Raw genomic sequence first — 21,629 nt, forward strand, 5'->3', positions numbered from 1 at the left:
TGCACAAGTCCCCCAGTTGGTATACTCTATTACTGCTGATCCAAAGACCTTTAACGTAGTACTGAGCAACGAGTCACCCAATGTTTTTGGTCCCATATATGAAGGACTGTTGACTGAAAACGGCGTGACTGGCGAACTTCAACCAGGTATGGCTGAGTCTTGGCAAGAAGAAGGACTGCGGATTGTCTTTACCCTGCGAGAGGGGCTGAAGTGGTCGGATGGGGAGCCGCTAACAGTAGATGATGTTGTTTTTACCTTCAATGACGTTTACTACAACAAAGGTATTCCCACAAGCATTAGAGATATACTTTATATCGGTAAGAGTCGTGCTTTGCCAAAAGTCCGCAAATTAGATGAGCGCCGAGTAGAATTCATTGCCCCGGAACCGTTTGCACCGTTATTGAGAACAGTTGGAGGGTTGTCAATTCTTCCAGAACACGCACTGCGCCAGTCGGTTACTACAAAAAACAAAGATGGAAATCTCCTGTTTCTGTCTACTTGGGACACAGGTACAGATCCAAAAAAAATTATTTCTAATGGTCCCTATATGCTGGAGAGCTACTCAACGACTCAGCGCGTAACGTTTCGACGTAACCCTTATTACTGGCGACGAGATGCTCAAGGAAATCAACAGCCATATATTGAGCGCATAATTTGGGGAATTGTGGAAAACCCCGATACATACTTAATGCAGTTTCGCTCTGGGGGGTTAGACGTCATAGAAGTGCAGCCAAGGAATTTTTCTTTACTCAAGCGCGAAGAAAAGCGAGGGAATTTTAGCATCTATAACGGTGGACCAGATACTGGCACTATCTATCTTAGCTTCAATCTCAACAAAGGTCGTCGGAACGGAAAGCCCCTTGTCGATCCGATTAAGTCTCGCTGGTTTAACAACGTTGCTTTTAGACAAGCAGTAGCCTACGGTATAAACCGCGAACTCATGCTGAATAATGCCTTTCGAGGGTTGGGCGAACTGCAATACTCAGGGACTTGGGTAAAAAGCCCCTACTACCTTTCACCCAAACAAGGTTTAAAAGTTTATGATTACAACCCAGAAAAGGCAAAGCAACTACTACTGGGAGCAGGATTTAAATACAACGAAAAAAAACAGTTACTTGATGCTGATGGGAACCGAGTCCGCTTCACGCTGTTAGCGAATACTGGTAGCAGAACTGCTGAGGTTGTAGGTTCGCAAATGAAGCAAGATATGGCTAAAATTGGTATTCAAGTGGATTTCCAGCAGATTGACTTTAGCACGCTGGGAGATAAGCTAGGCAATACCTTTGAGTGGGAAGCTCTTTTTGGTGCTACTACTGGCGGTGGTGTTGATCCTAACAGTAGTGCCAATTTCTGGTCTCCCGATGGTGAGTTCCACCCATTTAATCAAAAAGCAGGACCAGGACAACCACCCCTAGAAGGTCGAGAAGTCGCTCCTTGGGAAGCAGAAATCGGTCGCTTATATATTGAGGGAGCGCAAGAGTTAAACGAAGACAAGCGCAAACAAATTTATTGGGAAGCACAGCGCATTGCTGCAGAATATGTCCCTTACATTCACTTGTTCACACCGCTTTCTCTGACGGCGGTGCGCGATCGCATCGAAGGAGTAAAATACTCTGCTTATGGCGGCGCGCTTTGGAACGTCTATGAACTGAAAGCTGTCAACAGCAAGGCTAGTTAATTCTATTCTCTGTTTGGGTTTACAAGCCCGGTTTCCCAAAGAAACTGGGTTTGTTTAACGTAGGATTGACACCACCCACTAATTACGCATCCAAGGTGTATGATGCGAAGAGATTAGTGTTTCACTCCCATGATATTTGCCCTCTTACCTTTTCGTCGCCGCTGGCTTTCGATTGTACTGATATTAACTCTATGGCTGAGTTGCCAGTTAATTTTCACCAGCTGCAACCCAGCCAAATTCAAGACTAATGCGGCGCAAGTCTCCCAATGGGTAACAGGTACTATTGGTGACCCAAAAACCTTTAACTACGCTTTCAATCAAGAGTATCCTCACGTTTTTTTGTTTACGGCTGAAGGACTGACAACCCTGAACGCTATAACGGGCAAAATTGAGCCAGCATTAGCTGAATCATGGAATATTTCTGATGATAAAAAGCGCATTATTTTTACCCTACGCGAGGGTTTGAAATGGTCTGATGGCGAACCACTAACTGCTGATGATGTCATCTTCACTTATCAAGATATTATCTTCAACCCAAAAATTCCTACTGATTGGAAAGATGGGGTTAAAGTTGGTTCGAGTGGAGCTTTTCCTAAAATAATAAAAATAGATAATCGTCGAGTTGAATTTACTTTCCCCGAACCTTTTTCACCTTTTCTTTATACAACGACAGGAGGTTCAACAAATTCAATTGCTATCTTACCAAAACACGCTTTAGAAGAATCTATCAAATCTCAGGATGCAAATGGTAATCCTCAATTTGTCTCGACTTGGACAACAGGTACCGACCCTGCAAAAGTTATTGTTAATGGTCCTTATAAAATAGAAAGTTATACTCCCAGCCAGCGTGTAGTGTTTCGGCGCAATCCTTATTACTGGCGCAAAGATAGTCAAGGAAATCAATTGCCTTACGTTGAGCGGATTGTTTGGCAAATTATAGAATCAACGGATACGATGATTCTGCAATTTCGCTCTGGTGGATTAGATACGGTTCTTGTGACTCCTGAAAATTTTTCCTTACTGAAACGGGAAGAAAAACGGGGAAAATTTACTATCTATAACGGTGGTCCAGAGTTTACCACAACTTTTATTTCCTTCAATTTAAACAAAGGTCGGCGACAAAACGGACAGCCTCTTATTAATCCGGTTAAATCTCGTTGGTTTAATACATTGGCATTTCGGCAAGCAGTTGCCCACGCTATCAACAGAAAAGCAATTTTGACTAACGTCTTTCGGGGAATTGGTACGCTCCAAGATTCACCGATTGAGCCTCAAAGCCCATTTTATACTCCTCCAAGCAAAGATGTGAAAGTGTATGATTACAATCCAGAAAAAGCTAAAGAATTACTATTAAATGCAGGCTTTAAATATAATGCTAGAAACGAATTGTTAGATGCTGATGGTAATCGCGTACGTTTCACTCTGTTAACTAATGTTGAAAATAAAACCCGTGTCACAATGGGTTCACAAATAAAGCAAGATTTAAGTAAAATTGGTATTCAAGCTGATTTTAATCCGATTACTTTCAATACCCTCACAGACAAGCTTGCGAATAGCTTCGATTGGGAATGTTACATAGGAGGTTTTGTTGGAGGACCAGAACCACATGATGGAGCAAATGTCTGGACACCTGATGGTGGATTACACGTCTTTAACCAAAAATCACAACCAGGACGAGAACCGCTCATTGGTAGGGAAGTCCCAGACTGGGAGGCAGAAATTGGTCGTCTTTATGTAAAAGCAGCACAAGAGTTTGACCAAAACAAGCGTAAGGAGATTTACGCCGAAACGCAACGTCTCGCACAGGAATATTTACCTTTCGTTTATTTGGTGAATCCTTTATCATTAGCAGCGATACGCGATCGCCTAGAAAATGTCAAATTCTCTGCTATGGGTTCTCAAAGAGGAGCGTTGTGGAACAAGTATGAAATTAAAGTCGCACAATAGTCATTAGTAATTAGTCATTTGTTACCAAGGATAAAGGACTACTCAACAAAGAACCCTTCGGGTTCGTCACTTGCTTTATGCCGGGAAACCCGTCCACCGCAGTGACTCACAAGCGACAAAGGAAAACAGACAAATGACAGATGAGAAATCTTTGCGATCGCTCTTAGAAACCGTTGCCAATGGTAACATCACCCCAGATGCAGCATTAGAAAAACTCAAAAATTTAGCTTATGAACCTGTCGGTGAGTTTGCCAAAATTGACCATCATCGCGCCTTAAGAACTGGCTTCCCAGAAGTCATTTGGGGACCAGGCAAAACTACAGAGCAAATTGCTCAAATTATGGAAGCTATGCGCCAACGCAACCCAGTGGTGATGGCAACACGCATAGAACCAGACGTTTTTGCTGCACTGGAAACAAAAGTTAATGGTTTGCACTACTACGACTTAGCACGAATTTGTGCCATCGTTCCGCCTACCATTGAACCACAGTATCCTGGCACAATTGGGATTCTTTCTGCAGGCACTGCGGATTTACCTGTTGCTGAGGAAGCTGCTGTCACCGCAGAACTTTCTGGTTTCCGCGTGCAGCGCCTTTGGGATGTGGGAGTTGCAGGAATTCACCGTTTGTTAAATAACCGCCATGTCATTGAATCAGCATCCGTGTTGATTGTCGTGGCGGGGATGGAAGGTGCTTTACCGAGTGTGGTTGCAGGTTTGGCAGATTGTCCTGTGATCGCTGTTCCTACCAGCATTGGTTACGGGGCAAGTTTTGGGGGTTTAGCGCCACTCTTGACAATGCTCAATTCTTGTGCTGCTGGTGTGGGAGTGGTGAATATTGATAATGGTTTTGGTGCGGCAGTACTGGCGGGGCAAATTTTGCGGACAGCTTATAAATTAAGGAATTAGAATTCTATCCACGCTATTTGTGGAAAAATCTGCCACCTTCACTATTTGGTAAGATAACCACCTGTTGCATCGATATCGGTGCCGACCATAATCGTAGCATCATCGGAAGACAGCCACATAACAACTCGTGCCATCTCTTCTGGGGTTGCCAGTCTGTTGATGGGATAATCTTTAGCAGTGGCTTGGGTCGTCGTACCCCAAGAACTCAACGCTCGACGCAACATAGGCGTGTCAACCGCACCGGGAGAAAAGGAGTTGACACGAATATTTTTACCCGTGAGTTCCATAGCTGCAGTTCTTGTAAGAGACATGACTCCAGCCTTGCTCGCCCCGTAAGGCGCAATGTTTGGAAATCCCTGATGTCCGCCGACTGAAGCTGTGTTGACAATGATACCGCCACCTTGCCGCTGCATCACAGGAATTTCATACTTCATGGAAAGAAAAACGCCTGTCGCATTAGTTGCTATGACATTATTCCACTCCTCCAAAGACAATTCGGCGATCGCCTTTGGTGGAGCTTCTATCCCAGCGTTATTAAAGGCAATGTCAATGCGACCGTACTTTTGGACACAGCCATTAATGAAATTCCTGACATCAGTTTCTTTTCTGACATCCGCTTGCATATAAGTGGCTTCACCGCCAAAAGCTTGAATTTCAAGAACATTTGCTTCGCTAAGATTGGTGCGACGACCACAAAAGAATACTTTGGCTCCTTCTTTGGCAAAAGCGTAAGCAGTAGTTTTGCCGATGCCTGATGTTGCTCCGGTAATCAGTACAACCTTGTCTTTGAATCTACCGTTAGAATTTACCTTACCGCTTTCTGGTTCTACTGGTTTTTGGGTGTTGGCAAAAGCACTTTGAGCTGTTGCTGTTGCTGCTAGTCCTACGACACCTGCGCCAATCATTTCGCGCCGCGTCATCCGAGAATTTTTTCTTTTTCCACTGTCTCCTGATTGTTGGTTCTTATCTTTTGTGTTGCTCATCGCTTTCCTACAGCTATAACGGTTCTCGTTTGAGTGCAATACAAATCTTGTGGGGTGGGCTTCTAGCCCGCCCAGATAATAGGACGGGCAGGATGCCCATCCCACAAGAATCTAAAACTGTATTCTATTCAATTGAGAACCGCCATAATTTCTCCTCGGTTCCTCAATCGGTAGCAATCATACAGAACTCCGGCTCTTGCTGTCTTGCCAATTCTTGCGCTGAATGTCGTAATCTTACGAAATTAGCTTGGCAATGCATCACTAAGATTTTGGTGTGAATGCCTAATTTCTGGTTTCTTCCCGATACGCTTTTGGCGTTGTTCCCATGAACCGCCGAAATACTGCTGTGAAGTGACTAGGATTTTGGAATCCTACGCGATCGCAAACTTCGATAATAGGTAACTTATTCTCAGCTAGTAGTGCCTTAGCACGCTCAACCCGGCAATGAATCACGTACTGATGAGGAGACAAACCAGTTGAGCGTTTGAACAAGGTGACAAAGTAATTTGGACTCAAATTAACAACGGCGGCGAGTTCAGCCAAGGACAAATCTTGCGACAAATTTTCATTGATATACTCGATGACTTCTCGCAATTTGGACGGCGGCAAAGCATTGGTGTAATTTTTAATAGTTGGTGGAGATGCAGAATAATGTTTCAGGAGGTGAACCGCTAGCGTAGTCGCCATTGATTCAGCGTAGAGACGACTTATGGTTCCCTCGGCTTTGACTTCTCTTAGCAGTGCTAACCCTATCTGTTGCAAGAGTGGATCGCGGATTCTCAGATGTGGAATAATTTCAATGTGGTTGGGTTCGAGCGATCGTGTGGCTTGTACAACCAATTCTGGCTCAAGGCGTATAGCTATATATTCGGCTTTTCCATACCAACGTTCCCAGTTGAGCAGGTCAGCAGGCAGAATACTTAGATCACCACTCACAGAATACCCGCTTTGGAAGCGTCCATTTACCACATTTTCTACCTTAATAGGAGGTCCAGTTTGAATGGCAATGAGATGTTGTGGCAAGCAATGCTCAGGAATTTCAAACGGCGGCTGAGAATGGTGTTCTACGATAATGCCCTTCCATGCTTGCGGCTGACTCGCAACAATAGGCTGGTTGGGTAGGATATCTGCTACGACTGTCTTTAGGGGATCAGAAGTTTTAGGCTTATCCTCAAACATGATTTTCACCTCTCCCTATTAACTTTCAAAGTAAGTTGATATATAGGGCAATCAATCCGCGTAGGGCTTGGCAACCATACTATTCACTGGGGATAAGCCATACTGAATCACGCCAAACATTTTTCTAAAACTCTATTTATCCAAACTTTAAGAAACTATTAGTTTGAGATTGATTTCCAGCTATTCATCAAGTAGATACGAGATTTTTCTCTTGGAACAAAATCCCTGTGGGAGAGTCAATTTAATTGAAAAGTTTGTTTGATTAGATAATTACTAAATTTCTTGTCACTTACAGCGCTTCTTCTATGATTAGACCACAAATGTTCGGGTGTTCCTCTTAGAAAAGCTTATGTGATGGAAATTTGAGATATTGGTAAGCAATGCCTACCATAAAAGCAGTGTAAGCATAGCTAATCAAGAAATAGATTTTGTCATTTTTTATGAGTTATTTTTAGGATACTTAAATGATTAGAGATAATTTACGAAAACGGCGGCTTGTTATTCTAAACTCATCTTTATTTATAAGTGTTTTGTTAATTTTACTTAGAAGTTTATTTTTGCCTCATTCTTTTAACTATACACTCTTTTATTCTCTATTATCTATTAGTTTAAATTATACTAAATTCACTGATAAAAGTGCTTATTTTCTATGCTTATTCATACTTTTTATCGTCATTTCTATTTTTTCAGTTCAGTATTTTTTACAAAACTTTCAACGCAATCAATATAAAGCAATAGTTCTTTTACTGATAATTTTACTTACTTTTATAAGTTTATGGTTAGCTCAATATCCTATTATCCTACCAGATTTTTATTCTCATCTACGAGAGCGTGAAGCAGTAGTTGCCATGATAAAATCTGGAGATTTACAACCAAATGAATCCCAAAGAATAAAGTTAGAGCAACATATTTTATACAAAGTTTACCAGATGCAATTACCACCTCAGTATGCACATCTTTCTAAAAGTGGTGAAAGAGGTGGAGAAATCAATATAGTAGCTGATAAAGATAAGAAAGCTAAAATAATTGTTTTTTTTACCAGTGTTGGTAAGTTTAAAGGAGAACCAAATTACACAGCTTGGATGTATAGGTTAGATACTGGGACATCCATCGAAAAACACATCTTTGGAGTGAGAAATTTAACTTATTATGTTTGGCTCTTAGATTCTTTCAAAATCAATCAGAACTGGTTTTGGGTGGATGTCATTGAAGATTAACGTTAATTATTTCATAATTCATAATTTGGCATTCATAATTTTCTCACACCATGACAGAACAACAAACTTGGAGTCAACGATTTGAATCAGCACTCCATCCTGCAATAGCTCGGTTTAATGCTAGTATTAATTTTGACATAGAATTAATAGAGTACGACCTGACAGGCTCTCAAGCTCATGCCAAAATGCTGGCTCACACTGGTATTATTTCTCAAGCAGAAGGAGAGCAACTCGTTGCGGGTTTAGAGCAAATTCGCCAAGAATATCGCCAAGGCAAATTTCACCCAGGTATCGAAGCGGAAGACGTGCATTTTGCCGTTGAGCGGCGTCTTGTGGAAATTGTCGGCGATTTAGGTAAAAAGCTACACACTGCTCGTTCTCGCAATGACCAAGTAGGCACTGATACTAGACTTTACCTGCGCGATCAAATTCAACAAATCCGCAATCAACTGCGAGAATTTCAACAAGTTTTACTAGATATCGCTGAAAACCACGTTGAAACCCTGATTCCTGGTTATACGCATCTGCAACGCGCTCAACCTCTCAGTTTAGCTCATCACTTGCTGGCATACTTTCATATGGCGCAACGCGACTGGGAACGTTTAGCAGATGTTTCTCGCCGAGTGAATATCTCACCCTTGGGGTGTGGGGCTTTGGCTGGAACAACTTTCCCCATAGATCGTCACTATACAGCCCAACTTTTGGATTTTGAGGGAGTTTATGCAAACAGCCTGGACGGAGTGAGCGATCGCGATTTTGCCATCGAATTTCTCTGTGCTAGCAGCCTAATTATGGTTCACCTCAGCCGTCTTTCAGAAGAGGTGATTCTTTGGGCGTCAGAAGAATTTCGCTTTGTCACTCTCAACGATAGCTGCGCTACTGGTTCTAGCATTATGCCCCAAAAGAAAAACCCCGACGTACCGGAACTGGTGCGGGGGAAAACTGGACGTGTATTTGGTCATCTCCAGGCAATGTTAGTCATCATGAAGGGGCTACCCTTGGCGTACAACAAAGATTTGCAAGAAGACAAGGAAGGCTTATTTGATAGTGTCAATACTGTTAAAGCTTGTTTGCAAGCAATGACGATCTTACTCCAAGAAGGTTTGGAATTTCGTCAAGAGCGCTTAGCACAAGCAGTCACAGAAGACTTCTCTAACGCTACCGATGTAGCAGATTATCTTGCCGCACGAGGTGTACCTTTCCGGGAAGCATATAATCTTGTGGGCAAAGTGGTAAAAACTAGTATTGCTGCCGGGAAACTCCTTAAAGATCTGAGCTTGGAGGAGTGGAAGCAACTGCATCCAGCATTCGCAGCGGACATCTATGAGGCGATATCGCCTCGGCAAGTCGTTGCTGCTCGTAATAGCTACGGTGGCACAGGTTTTGCCCAAGTCAGGCAAGCACTTCTTGCCGCTCGCGCTCAAATTACCGCTGAATAATCAATCAGGGCGTACAAATGTACGCCCTGACACCCGAAAGAGCTATAGGGCAAAAAACATTTCAACTGGTAACTTATTCAGCATCAATTGTTGCTGCGCCCTCATCTTCTTCACTCTTCGGCGGTCGTTGTTGGAACCTTCTTTGGAAACGCCCTGTTGTGGTTCGTTTACGAAACTTTCGGGCATATGCCTGGTTCCGTAGCGCCTTTTCTTTTTTTGGATTACGGCGCTTAGCCATATTCACCTCATGAATAAACAACAAAAAAACTGCCTCTAGGCTCAATCTAGGCAATAACACTTATTAGTATGACTTATGCAATTTTAGCCTAGTTCTGCAAGTTACATACTTTCAGACGGTCAATAATAGTAGCACATTTATTTTTTTGATGTCAATTGCTCTTCAGAATGATCACTCTGCTGACAATTGCTAGTTCTGTGTATTGCGAATGCTCAAATTGCGGGAGCATCCCAATTTGATAGCTAATCAGAACCCTGCCTCAGCATTATGGTTATTAGGGAAAGCTGCTCCTTGACCAAGATAAATTGTAATGAAAAAATTGTAGAAAAGTAAAAATACAAAATATATTTGCAGGACTGATTTGAGTTTTCAATTGAACTTATTGATTTTTTTTATTTCTCTGATGATTTTGTATCAAAAAACAGATTTTGCTGCTAGTGACAGCAAGTATAATGCTTTTGCTATAACCTAAAAATCACATCAACTGAAAATTATATGTATATATAAATACACTGTTTTTCTTTTCAGTAAATGGTAGAATTAATTTAAATTCTACGATAAATCGTTAGAATAAAACCCCAAACCACAAACATTGTTGTACAATAAGCAACTCAGCTTTACAGTTGAGATGTGAGTGGCGGGGGAACTCTACACTACAAGGCAGACATTTGAAAATTGAACGTTCTTGCTTTTTTTGGTGTGACTGTTCAGTCCACACGTAACTTATGGCGTATTGGACAAACCGTACTGGGCATTATCTTCCGTCATCCTATCCCAGGCACGAGTATTATCCCTATTTTGCCAGATGGTCGAATTGTGCTCATCCGCAGGCGTGACAATGGTCTGTGGGCATTACCTGGGGGTATGGTGGACTGGGGAGAAGATGTTCCCAATGCTGTCCAACGAGAGCTGATGGAGGAAACCGGACTAGAACTGGTAAAAATTCGGCGTTTAGTTGGTGTTTACTCCGCACCAGACCGCGATCCTAGAATTCATTCCATTTGTATTGTAGTTGAAGCAGAAGTGCGGGGAAAAATGGAAATTCAAGATACTTTGGAGGTGATGGAAATCGAAGCTTTTCCACTCAATTCCCTACCTCCAGGACAGATGTCTCACGACCATAATCGCCAGTTACAAGACTATGTGGATGGCTTGACAACATTGGCATAATGCAATTTTAGAGTTTGGCTTTTGGATTAAGACTCGTTAGTAGTTAGTGGTTAGTAGAACAACTAACAAATGTAGAGACGCGACGCCAGTCGCCTCTGTCGGGAAACCCTCCAAAGGGCGCTGGCTCGCCATGGCGCGTCTCTACAACTACCAACTCAGAATTAACAGGTTACAATTGCCAATTCAAGGTCTGCTAAAAATAACTCTTATATTAAATAATTAAATAATATGGATTATCCATTGCGTAATTCCCGGATAAGGCTTTCTCAAGGGATACTTTTCTGGCGTGAAATTGGTGAAGGAACGTCTTTAGTTTTTTTACATGGTGCTTGGAATGATAGCAGCCAGTGGGTATCTGTTATGGAGATGCTGTCGCGGGATTTCCATTGCTTTGCTCCAGATTTATTTGGATTTGGTGAGTCAGAGTTTCCGAATGTCCACTATTCAATTGATTTGCAAGTTCAGTGTTTAGCTCAATTCCTACACGCTCTAAAGCAACAAAGAGTGTATTTAATTGGAGATTCCCTTGGGGGTTGGATTGCTGCTAGTTATGCTTTGAAGTATCCAGAACAAATTAATGGTTTGGTACTACTAGCGCCAGAGGGTATAAAGATAGAAGGACAAAAACAGCGATCGCAGAGAATGCAGCGGATACTGAAACGTCCACCACTGGTGTTTCAATTGTTGCGACTTCTTCGTCCCATCACCAAAATTTTTGGTTTGAATCAACAAATTGAACAGGATTGGCATTTTCATCAGGTGATGCTGGAATATCCCACAGCTTGTGAGCTCCTCTTTGAGCGCAAGCATCCAGAAATTCAGGCAGAATTGCTGGATGACCAATTGTCATTCATTACAGTCCCAGTTCTCATTCTACAAGGTGGAAAAGACACCTCAGAAGTTATAGCCATGAGTCGGGCTTATGCTCAATATATTCCTCAAGCACAGTTGAAAACAATTGCTCACGGAGGAAACGATTTACCACAGTCCTGCGCCCCAGTTGTGGCTGGAGATATTCGCAACTTTATCAAGCGTGAGTAATTTACTGCAAGCCCAACTTTCTGAGACTGCAAATATAGTAACAAAGAGCGATTGGCGATCGCCACGCAACCGCAGCAAAAAAGTAGAGTGACAGATATCATATCTACGCAGCAAATATTAAGTATTAGCTTTACAAAAAAAACAATAAAACTTTATTAAAAATTTAAAATTGAGTCTTTTTATATCTACCTATAGGCACTATGGGCAATAGATTACAAAGCTCAAAAATCAAGCTAAATGATTAACTTTTCTCGATTACCAGATTGTTTTCATTAATCATCCAGGGGATACATGGAAAGAAAAAAACTATCTATGGCTGTTGCAGGAGCGGCATTTATCGCTCTCTTAACTGGAGCCACAGCGCCAGTTCAAGCTGCTCTATTAGACTTTAGCTTTACGACTGAAAGCGGTGCAACAGGTTCGTTTACCTTGGACACCGACACTCCCTCTTCTTCTGAACCAGGTATATTTGGACCTGGGGTTACAGGGATTTCATATCCTAATGCTGTCTCTAATTTCTCTGTTTCTGCACCCTATGTAAATTTGAGCAACGTCACTACTGACTTTAATGTTGTCCCATCTATTACTTCTGATTTTATAGGTTTTCCTGCTAATTTGGGGGTTCTTAGCGGTGTTAGTTATCCACCCGGATGCATAACAGCACCAGGCTTCACCTGTTTATTTGACGTTGCGGTACTTTACTCAGGAAATCTTTCAGAACTTCCCGTACTTTCTGACAATCCACTTTCCTACTCTAGAGGTGCTGCTATTAGATTGTATAATCCCACAACTCAAGAGCGGCTGCTCACCGACAATATTACCAATCTTCAAGTTGTTCCTAAGCAAGCTGTTCCTGAACCAGGCTCTAGCTTGAGTTTATTAGCTTTTGGTATTGGGAGCGTAGGTTTACTACTCAAACGTAAGAAGAACAGCAACAAGCCGCTAGCCATCTAAAAAAATAGCGATGGGCTACGTCCCGCCGTACGCGAAGGCGATCGCATTTCCCAAAATATCAAATTTTGTTCCACACTTAAACGCGCTGCAATTTCAGGAAACTGGAATTGCAAATAGTTTACTACCAAGGTGCAATCGCATGATTAAGCAAATATTTATCGGTATGAAAAGGTTATCTATGGCTGTTGGAGGAGCAGCGTTTATAACTTTGGGAACTGTAGCTGTAAATCCAGCTCAAGCTGCTCTACTTGACTTTAGCTTAAAGAGTCAAAGTGGTGCAACAGGAACATTTACCTTGGATACAGACACTCCCCCCTCTGGTGAGCCAGCTTTAGGACTTGGACCTGAAAATCCAGGGATTTTATACTCCAATGCTGTTTCTAACTTCTCTTTTTCATCACCACAGCTTCAGGTGAGCGGTGAAACTGCTGACTGGGAAGTTATCCCATCTATTTTTCTTGGTCCTCCTGGTAGTCCGGTTCTTGCTGGTGTTGATTATCCAGCTGGGTGTGCAAGGGGAACTAATTTCACCTGTGTGATTAATATTGGTGTAGGCTACGCAGGAAACCTTCCAAAACTTTCCGATGACCCTAATTCCTACCCTTCGGACCTTATAGGTCTTGGTGTTATGTTAATTGACCCCATAACGCGAGTGTCGGTTGGAATTGAGGAATTTACCCAATTTCAAGTTGTCCGTAAGCAAGTTGTCCCTGAATCAGACTCTGGCTTAGGTATATTAGCTTTTGGTATTGCTCTTGCAGGTTTACTACTCAAACGCAATTCGGACAGAAACAAGCCGCTAGCTATCTAAAAAAATAGCGATGGGCTACGCCCCGCCTTCGGCGATCGCATTCCCCAAAATATCAAATTCTGTTCCACCATCAAACGCGCTGCAATTTCAGGGAACTGCGATCGCATATACTTTACTAACAAAGTGCGATCGCCTCCAGTGATTGCAACATTACCTTGCGGAAAATCGCGCCACCACGCCTCAATAAAATCTTTTATTCCAGCTACTAAAGTGTAAATAACCCCACTTTGCATAGCCTGTTGAGTATTTAGAGCATACCTTTCGGGAAGTTGGTGGGGAAGTTCAACTTTTGGTAATTGTCCTGTTGTTCCAGCAAGAGTCGCCAGCTGCAAGCCTAGTCCTGGAAGAATTGCGCCTCCCACAAAACATTGGTTATCATCAGCACCTGTAAATGTCAGTGCTGTTCCAGCATCAATCACCAGTATGGGAAAACCCCAAGTCTGTGCAGCACCCCATAAAGCTAAGGCGCGATCAATTCCCAGTGTGGGATACATCCCCTTGATAGGAACTTGGTCTAAGGTAAGAATATGAACATTATGGTAAGTTTGCCAGAGTGCTGTTTGACTGGGAACGACAGAGGCGAGGAGGAGTGGAGGAGTGGGGAGAGTATTGAGAGGAAGGTTCTCTGAAATTAGATCTTGCAGTGTTTGAGATTCAGACAGTTGCTGGACAACATCTGCTGGTAGATAGTCTGTATCCCAAGCACGAATGAGTGTTTTGTGTGTAAACCACGCCCAATGCAGCCGGGAATTTCCAATCATTAACCCCAACCAAGTTGTCTGCTTCTCGTCTCTCATCTGCTGTTGAACTCCTACATTCCTCACCCTTACGTGAAACTTTTGGTTTTTTTAAGTTATCTATAGATTATTTATTAAAACTTTACAATTAACTCGTGTCACAATAGGGACAGAGTAATAAATACTCAGTTGCTAAGGAGGCTGGTTATGGTAGCGCTCACCGAAAGAACAAAAAAAAGGCTCACCATGCAGACTGTCGAGATTGCTCCCGATACGACGGCAATCCGTTCTCTGGATTGGGATCGCGATCGCTTCGACATCGAGTTTGGTCTGCAAAATGGTACGACATACAATTCATTCCTGATACGCGGTGAGCAAACAGCTCTGGTCGATACCTCTCATGAAAAGTTTCGCCAGCTGTTTTTAGATACCCTCAAAGGTCTGATTAATCCAGCAGAGATTGATTATCTCATTATCAGCCACACTGAACCAGATCACAGCGGTTTAGTCAAAGATGTTCTGCAACTCGCGCCGGATGTTACCGTTGTTGGTTCCAAAGTGGCAATCCAGTTTCTTGAAAATTTGGTCCATACTCCGTTTAAGCGGCAAATTGTCAAAAATGGCGATCGCCTTGATTTGGGCAACGGACACGAACTAGAATTCGTGATTGCACCTAATTTACACTGGCCCGACACCATCTTCTCCTTCGACCACAAAACCCAAACTCTCTTCACCTGCGATGCGTTTGGGATGCACTATTGCTCGGATAGCACCTTTGACGAAGACTTAAAAACGATTGAAGCAGATTTTGAATATTACTATGAATGCTTGATGGCTCCCAATGCCCGTTCAGTTCTGTCTGCGCTCAAACGGATGGATGAACTGAAACAAATCAGCATGATTGCTACAGGTCACGGGCCGTTATTATACCATAATGTTGGCGAACTGACAGGACGCTACCGCAGTTGGAGCAAAACCCAGGCAAAAGCAGAAACGACTGTTGGGGTATTTTACGTTTCCGATTACGGGTATAGCGATCGCCTAGCACAAGCAATTGCCAGCGGTATCACCAAAACTGGTGTTGGTGTAGAAATGGTAGACTTGCGTGCTGGAGTTGATTTACAAGAGTTGCGAGAACTTGTAGGTCGCTGTGCCGGCATTGTCGTCGGAATACCTCCAGCTTCTAGTGCAGCCAGTATCCAACCTGCTGTAAGCACCATTTTAGGCTCTGTGAATGAAAAGCAAGCTGTGGGCATTTTTGAATCAGGCGGTGGCGATGACGAACCGATCGACCCGTTCCTGAGTCAATTCCGAAATTTGGGTTTAACAGCAGCCTTCCCAGGAATTCGGATTAAAGAAACTCCAGGGGAAGCGACATACAAACTATGTGAAGAAGCGGGGACAGACTTAGGACAGTGGGTGACACGCGATCGCAGCATCAAGCAGATGAAATCTCTCGGTGCTGACCTTGACAAAGCATTAGGCAGAATCAGCGGCGGATTATACATCATCACTGCCAAAAAAGGTGATGTATCCAGCGCCATGCTAGCTTCTTGGGTAAGTCAAGCCAGCTTCAAACCCTTGGGAATATCCATAGCTGTTGCGAAAGATAGGGCGATTGAATCACTCATGCAAGTAGGTGATAAATTTGTCCTCAACGCCCTAGAAGAAGGCAATTATCAACGCCTCATGAAGCACTTCCTCAAACGCTTTGCCCCAGGTGCTGACCGCTTTGAAGGAGTGAAAACCCAGCCAGCCGAAAACGGTGCGCCTATCCTTGCTGACGCCTTGGCATATATGGAGTGTGAAGTTATCAGTCGGATGGATGGTGGCGACCACTGGATTGTCTACAGCACCGTTTATGCAGGACGCGTTTCCAAACCGGAGGCGCTGACCGCAGTTCATCATCGTAAAGTTGGTAATCATTACTAAAAAGATAATTACTAAAGATAAAAAACCACAGATGCAGACAGATGCACACAGATAAAAACTGAATTCATCTGCGTGCATCAGCATACCCTATACCGGAAGCCGACAGGAGGGCGTCTACATCTGCGGTTCCTTTTCCTTTCTTTCAAAAGCCATGACATCTACAAAACCCCGTGACGTTCAGGTTCTCCCCATCGCTACAGACACAACTGTGCTTCGTTCCCGCAGTTGGTCACGCCTGAGATTTGAAATAGAATATGCTCTAGCAAAAGGGACAACTGCCAATTCATATCTGATCAAAGCAGACAAAACCGCCGTTATTGACCCTCCAGGGGAAACGTTTACGCAAATTTACTTAGAAGCCTTGCAGCAGCGGTTCGATTTAACAGATATTGATTATGTCATTCTCGGTCACGTCAATCCCAACCGCGCCGCAAGTTTAAAAGCTTTGCTGGAACTCGCACCGCAAATAACTTTTGTTTGTTCTAACCCTGGGGCAAAAAATTTGCGTGGCGCACTGGAAAATCCAGATTTGCCAGTTATCGTGATGCGGGGGGAAGAAACTTTAGATTTGGGGAAAGGTCATAATTTGCAATTTATCCCCACCCCCAACCCCCGCTATCCAGACCAACTTTGCACCTATGACCCGCAAACGGAAATTCTCTACACAGATAAGCTTTTTGGGGCGCATATTTGTGGCGACCAGGTTTTTGATGAAGGCTGGGAGATATTTAACGAAGATAGGCGCTATTATTTTGATTGCTTGATGGCTCCTCATGCTCGTCAAGTGGAAACAACGCTGGATAAACTTGCCGACCTGCCCGTGAGATTGTATGCAACTGGGCACGGTCCTTTGGTACGCTATAGCTTAATCGAGCTAACGAAAGCTTACCGCCAGTGGAGTCAGCAGCAAACATCTGCTGATACAACGGTAGCGTTGATTTATGCCTCAGCCTATGGAAACACAGCAACTTTAGCGCAGGCGATCGCCCGTGGCATGACAAAAGCAGGCGTTGCTGTAGAATCTATTAATTGCGAATTTGCTGACCCTGAAGAACTCCGCGCTGCAGTTGAAAAAGCATCTGGTTTTGTCATTGGTTCCCCCACCCTTGGCGGTCATGCACCGACTCCTGTCCAAACAGCTTTGGGTATTGTTCTTTCCACAGCCACTAACAACAAACTTGCAGGTGTCTTTGGTTCCTTCGGTTGGAGTGGAGAAGCTGTTGATTTAATCGAAGGCAAACTCAAAGATGCTGGATATCGGTTTGGTTTTGACACCATCCGCGTCAAGTTTAAACCCAACGATGCCACATTGCAAATGTGTGAAGAAGCAGGAACCGACTTTGCCCAAGTCCTGAAGAAAGCTAAAAAAGTCCGTACTCCCAGCCAACCCGCAACAAATGTTGAACAAGCCGTTGGGCGTGTTGTTGGTTCACTATGCGTTCTTACAGCAAAGCAAGGCGATATATCCAGTGCCATGTTAGCTTCTTGGGTATCTCAAGCAAGCTTTAACCCTCCTGCTTTAACAGTTGCTGTCGCTAAAGACCGCGCTGTGGAACTACTGACACACTCTGGAAACAAATTCGTCCTCAATGTTCTTAAAGAAGGAAATCACATAGGGTTGATGAAGCACTTTCTCAAACCCTTTGGTCCAGGACAAGACCGATTTGATGGTGTATCCGCCCAAGAAGCCGAAAATGGCTCTCCCGTTCTCACTGATGCTTTGGCATACTTAGAATGCACCGTAAAAAACCGGATGGAAGCAGGCGATCATTGGCTTGTTTATGCAACTGTGGATAACGGCAAATTGCTAGATGATGATGGTGTTACCGCTGTGCATCACCGCAAATCTGGTAACCATTATTAAGGTGATACTAAGTACAGCTTTGCATTAATTCGTAGCGTTTTAAAACGCAGAGAGACGCGGTGAACCAGCGCTATGCAGGAGGGTTTCCCGACAGCAGGCGACTGGTGTTCGTCGTTCGCGTAGCGTGCGCTCTGCGCTCAGACGTGCCGTTCGGCGATAGCCGTGGCGTTAGCCATAGGCATACCCGAAGGGAGTCAGCGCAGAGTAACGCAGAGCCTTTCTGAAATTAATTCGTTACGAACTTGTGAAATTCTGTACTTAGTTAAAAAACTTTTGAACAACTTATATCTACAAGCACCTGTCGTGTGAACGTTAGATGCGGAAATTTGCACAGGCGAGGACAAAGATAAATTTACGTCTTTATTTAATGCCAAAACAGATAACCGCAACTGGCTATAAGTAAACAGGTAGCTACAGTTGAGCCACTTTGAAGTTTGAAAATTATGCAGAAAAAATCAATATTGTTTGCTGAGAATTTAGCTTATCAACTCAGCACTACGAGGACTTTATTTAAAAATGTTCAGGTAAACATTGTGCAGGGCGATCGCCCACGCATTGCCTTAGTCGGTTCCAATGGTGTTGGTAAATCTACTCTGTTAAAGATTCTTGCAGGTCAACTTAACCCCACCACAGGTTCTGTGACACGAAATGGAACCGTTTACTATTTGCCTCAAATCAGTACCATCAAACAGAACATTAAAGCAGATACAGTGCTCAATTTTGTGAGTTCTGTTTCTGAGGAATGGTGGAAAATTGAGGAAATTTTGCAGGCGCAATTCAGCACTACCCTTGACTTATCCTTACCACTTTTGAATTTAAGTGGTGGGGAACTCACAAAGTTATTTCTGGCTATCGGTTTATCTTTTGAACCTCAGCTGTTATTGCTGGATGAACCAACAAATCATATGGACTTGATGGCGCTAGAAAGTTTGAGGTCTTTTCTTAACAACTTTGAGGGAGCGTTTGTCATTGTTTCTCACAAGCCATTTTTTCTAGACCAAGTTACTGATATAACTTGGGAACTTACACCAGAAGGTGTGAAAGTTTATGGAGGAAATTTTTCTTTGTACCGAGAGCAAAAAGAAATAGAGTTAGAGGCAAGATTGCGATCGCACGAAGTGGCGAGAAAAGAACTCAAACGTGCCAAAACGACGGCGTTACACGAGCAGCAACGCGCAGCACAATCTAGCAGAAATGGTCGCGCCAAGGTTCTTAAGGGTAGTGTAGACAGAAAAGCAGCAGAACTGCTTAAATCCAAAGCCCAGGTGTCCGCAGGGATTGCCAAAAAGAAACATGAAGCAGCAGTAGCAAATGCTACTCAACAAGTTGCACAGACGAAGGTAAGAACGACGAAGGCGACGAGTATTCAACTGGAACAAACAAGCCAAAAACACCGAAATCTTATTGATATTCAAGAAGGAAATCTTTGGGTGGGGAAAAACCTGCTGGTTAAGAACATCCACCTTCATATCTCCTCTGGTGACAGAATAGCCATTGCTGGCGCTAATGGTTCAGGTAAATCTAGTTTGGTAAAGGCAATTTTGCACAGGGATAGTACAACAGCGATTTTGGAGTCAGGTGAAATTTTACTTGCTCCCACAATGCAAGCCGTATACCTGGATCAAACGTATGAACTCGTAAATCGAAAGCAGACGATTCTAGAAAATATGCAAGCTGCCAATCCCAATTTAAATTATCAGCTTTTACGGCAGCAGTTGGGACACTTCCTTTTTAAATACGATGACGTACACAAAAGCGCATCGGTGTTGAGTGGAGGTGAATTGGCAAGATTGGCGATCGCCATGATTAGCATTTCGGAAATTGACCTGCTAATTCTCGATGAACCGACGAATAATCTAGATATTGAAACGGTTGACCAAATGGTAGAAGGTATCAACGAGTACCAAGGTGCGCTTTGGGTTATTTCCCACGATTTGGATTTCTTAAGCCGGATTAATATCACTCAGGCTTACAAGTTGAGTGAGCAAGCGTTGCAGGTGACGACATATTTGCCCAGTGAATCGGAGCATTATTATCAAGAATTACTTGCAATAAAAGTCCTGGTGCCCAAGTCATTCTGTTTGTGGAATCAACTACATTATCTTGATTGACTTCATTGGTTGCAAATTGCTGTTGTTGACTCATGGATGAATCATCGCCTTTTGTTTGTGGCTGCTGATTTTCATTTCCTACGCCCGAATATTCACCCGTTTGCTCAGGCTGAATCGATTCCCTGATAGTCGGGATACCACGAATTTTTCCCCAAGTGTAAGGTATCTCAGCAGGATTTTGGAAAATCATCGGCAACCAAGTCGCACCTGGAAATTTACTTTCCAGATACCCCATCCTTTCTCTTGCTTCTCGTACTGCCAAATACAAAGGCTTTCCCTTAGCAAATTCCCTGAGAAAATACTCCAAAAATCTCCTTGCTACCTCATCTGGCACAGGTTCCCGCATCACTATCACGTGGGGAATAGTAGAATCTGCCAGTTGTCGTGCAATTCCCAAACCTTCGCAAGAATTGAAAATCGCCAATTGCAAACCCCGCTCACCTGCTCTTTTCAATGCTTGAATTAAATCATTAATTTGTATTTTTTCATCGTGTCTAATATTAATTGTTGTAGTTCTGCCATCTGCTTCAATCGAACTATGACCCCCATAGTAGAAAATATCTGGGTTTTGCTCCCAAAGCAGATCGTGTAATTCCTCTAAAGTTGACTCTTGTATAGCGGGGATAAATTCTGCATTTGATAAGTACTTTTGCAGTAATTCCCAATCTTTATCTATACCAATTTTGGTCTCACTCCCCGAAGTTTGATTATTGCCAAAAACTGCTAGTATTTTTACCCTGTCTTTGGGAGTTACTAATTTACGATGACGCACTGCCAAGCTTAAAGCGACTTCAGATAGTAGCGCTTCCTTGCTCCCACTAATTAATAATTTTGAATTTTGAATTTTGAATTTGAGCGAAGCGAGTGACTTGTCCCTACTAACTTCCTGTCTCCAAGTTGGCAATAAGCCTACGAACTACGTTGGATACTGGTAATGTAGACTACAAAATAACAATTGTGAAAAAATCTGCAAAGGCAAATTTCCTTTGCCACAAAAGCCAAGCACTCAGACATAAGCAGTAAAGCAGACGGGCAAGTTATAATTTTTTGCAGATGAACGTAACAAAAATTTATGAGTGACCCCCTTTTACAAGCATTTTTCGTTGGTAGAGCAGCGGCTGAGGTTCTTACCGAGAAGTTGGAATTCGCCTTAACTGATGCTCTCTCGGAACTCGGCAAATGGGATGCTGAAACCAAAGAGCAACTGCGACACTTTACAGACGAAGTCCTGGAGCGAGCAAATCGTGCAGCCGAAGCTGCTGGTGCTGCTCAAACGACAAGCTATAGAGAACCCGGTTCAGCGTCAGTTGACTTGCAAGCCACGATTGATGATTTGCGAGCAGAAATTGCCACATTACGAACAGAATTACAACGCTATCGCAGCAGTAATTCTTTGTAGAGACGTTGCATTGCAACCTTTC

17 protein-coding genes and 1 pseudogene are annotated in these 21,629 nt (G+C 43.2%); 13 read left to right on the forward strand and 5 right to left on the reverse strand.

The features are described 5' to 3' along the window. From V5G28_RS02435 to larB, 3 genes are all read left to right on the forward strand, one after another. Positions 1-1,678 (forward strand): ABC transporter substrate-binding protein (locus V5G28_RS02435; protein ID WP_332996582.1); only part of this gene is annotated, 1,678 nt, incomplete at its 5' end. A gap of 129 nt (positions 1,679-1,807) precedes the next feature. Further along, on the forward strand, positions 1,808-3,625 hold the full coding sequence (locus tag V5G28_RS02440) for an ABC transporter substrate-binding protein (RefSeq protein ID WP_332996585.1): 1,818 nt from the start codon (positions 1,808-1,810) through the stop codon (positions 3,623-3,625). Between the two features lie 133 nt (positions 3,626-3,758). Beyond that, the gene (gene larB, locus V5G28_RS02445; protein WP_332996587.1) at positions 3,759-4,532 is read left to right on the forward strand and encodes a nickel pincer cofactor biosynthesis protein LarB; all 774 of its coding nucleotides are present in this window, start codon (positions 3,759-3,761) and stop codon (positions 4,530-4,532) included. 41 nt (positions 4,533-4,573) lie between these two features. Here larB and V5G28_RS02450 read toward each other — a convergent pair whose 3' ends face one another. Together V5G28_RS02450 and V5G28_RS02455 are read right to left on the reverse strand one after the other, a co-directional pair. After that, positions 4,574-5,515, reverse strand: coding sequence for an SDR family NAD(P)-dependent oxidoreductase (locus V5G28_RS02450; RefSeq protein ID WP_332996590.1), 942 nt, complete (start codon positions 5,513-5,515; stop codon positions 4,574-4,576). A gap of 282 nt (positions 5,516-5,797) precedes the next feature. Next, positions 5,798-6,694, reverse strand: a complete 897-nt coding sequence (locus V5G28_RS02455) for an AraC family transcriptional regulator (protein ID WP_332996592.1) — start codon at positions 6,692-6,694, stop codon at positions 5,798-5,800. 464 nt (positions 6,695-7,158) lie between these two features. Here V5G28_RS02455 and V5G28_RS02460 point away from each other — a divergent pair, with 464 nt between their 5' ends. Then, on the forward strand, positions 7,159-7,911 hold the full coding sequence (locus V5G28_RS02460; RefSeq protein WP_332996595.1) for a hypothetical protein: 753 nt from the start codon (positions 7,159-7,161) through the stop codon (positions 7,909-7,911). A gap of 50 nt (positions 7,912-7,961) precedes the next feature. Then, positions 7,962-9,350 (forward strand): argininosuccinate lyase, encoded by a 1,389-nt coding sequence (argH, locus tag V5G28_RS02465; RefSeq protein WP_332996597.1) that lies wholly within the window; start codon positions 7,962-7,964, stop codon positions 9,348-9,350. Between the two features lie 73 nt (positions 9,351-9,423). Here argH and V5G28_RS02470 read toward each other — a convergent pair whose 3' ends face one another. Beyond that, positions 9,424-9,588: a hypothetical protein gene (locus V5G28_RS02470; RefSeq protein ID WP_169154005.1), complete on the reverse strand. Its 165-nt coding sequence runs from the start codon at positions 9,586-9,588 to the stop codon at positions 9,424-9,426. A 675-nt stretch (positions 9,589-10,263) separates the two neighbouring features. On the opposite strand from V5G28_RS02470, the gene V5G28_RS02475 reads away from it, so the two are divergent. The 4 genes from V5G28_RS02475 to V5G28_RS02490 all read left to right on the forward strand — a co-directional run bounded on the left by V5G28_RS02475 (position 10,264) and on the right by V5G28_RS02490 (position 13,564). After that, entirely contained in the window at positions 10,264-10,758 is a 495-nt protein-coding gene (locus V5G28_RS02475; RefSeq protein WP_332996600.1) for an NUDIX hydrolase, read from the forward strand. 228 nt (positions 10,759-10,986) lie between these two features. Continuing rightward, the gene (locus tag V5G28_RS02480; protein ID WP_332996604.1) at positions 10,987-11,799 is read left to right on the forward strand and encodes an alpha/beta fold hydrolase; all 813 of its coding nucleotides are present in this window, start codon (positions 10,987-10,989) and stop codon (positions 11,797-11,799) included. Positions 11,800-12,090: 291 nt separating this feature from the next. Further along, a complete protein-coding gene (locus V5G28_RS02485) occupies positions 12,091-12,753 on the forward strand; it encodes a PEP-CTERM sorting domain-containing protein (protein ID WP_332996607.1) in 663 nt (220 codons plus the stop codon). 10 nt (positions 12,754-12,763) lie between these two features. Beyond that, positions 12,764-13,564, forward strand: a complete 801-nt coding sequence (locus V5G28_RS02490) for a hypothetical protein (protein ID WP_332996609.1) — start codon at positions 12,764-12,766, stop codon at positions 13,562-13,564. Here the strand turns inward: V5G28_RS02490 and V5G28_RS02495 are convergent. After that, the gene (locus V5G28_RS02495; RefSeq protein ID WP_332996611.1) at positions 13,561-14,361 is read right to left on the reverse strand and encodes a pantothenate kinase; all 801 of its coding nucleotides are present in this window, start codon (positions 14,359-14,361) and stop codon (positions 13,561-13,563) included. The two genes, V5G28_RS02490 and V5G28_RS02495, sit on opposite strands and share 4 nt — an antisense overlap. Before the next feature lie 147 nt (positions 14,362-14,508). On the opposite strand from V5G28_RS02495, the gene V5G28_RS02500 reads away from it, so the two are divergent. The 3 genes from V5G28_RS02500 to abc-f all read left to right on the forward strand — a co-directional run bounded on the left by V5G28_RS02500 (position 14,509) and on the right by abc-f (position 20,208). Next, complete coding sequence (locus tag V5G28_RS02500) at positions 14,509-16,233, forward strand: diflavin flavoprotein (RefSeq protein ID WP_332996613.1); 1,725 nt, start codon at positions 14,509-14,511, stop codon at positions 16,231-16,233. 151 nt (positions 16,234-16,384) lie between these two features. After that, complete coding sequence (locus tag V5G28_RS02505) at positions 16,385-18,097, forward strand: diflavin flavoprotein (protein WP_332996614.1); 1,713 nt, start codon at positions 16,385-16,387, stop codon at positions 18,095-18,097. 443 nt (positions 18,098-18,540) lie between these two features. Beyond that, positions 18,541-20,208 carry a ribosomal protection-like ABC-F family protein gene (gene abc-f / locus V5G28_RS02510; RefSeq protein ID WP_332996616.1) on the forward strand — a complete coding sequence of 556 codons (1,668 nt, stop codon included), beginning with the start codon at positions 18,541-18,543 and terminating at the stop codon, positions 20,206-20,208. A 163-nt stretch (positions 20,209-20,371) separates the two neighbouring features. On the opposite strand, the pseudogene V5G28_RS02515 reads toward abc-f, so the two are convergent. Next, positions 20,372-21,112: pseudogene (locus V5G28_RS02515) on the reverse strand (CHAT domain-containing protein); the annotation flags it as partial. A 168-nt stretch (positions 21,113-21,280) separates the two neighbouring features. Between V5G28_RS02515 and V5G28_RS02520 the strand changes: the two are divergent. After that, complete coding sequence (locus V5G28_RS02520) at positions 21,281-21,607, forward strand: DUF6825 family protein (protein WP_096570113.1); 327 nt, start codon at positions 21,281-21,283, stop codon at positions 21,605-21,607. Positions 21,608-21,629: the final 22 nt, after the last annotated feature.

The sequence above is a fragment of the Scytonema sp. PRP1 genome, assembly GCF_036697665.2.
GTDB classification, from domain to species: domain Bacteria; phylum Cyanobacteriota; class Cyanobacteriia; order Cyanobacteriales; family Nostocaceae; genus Kalymmatonema; species Kalymmatonema gypsitolerans.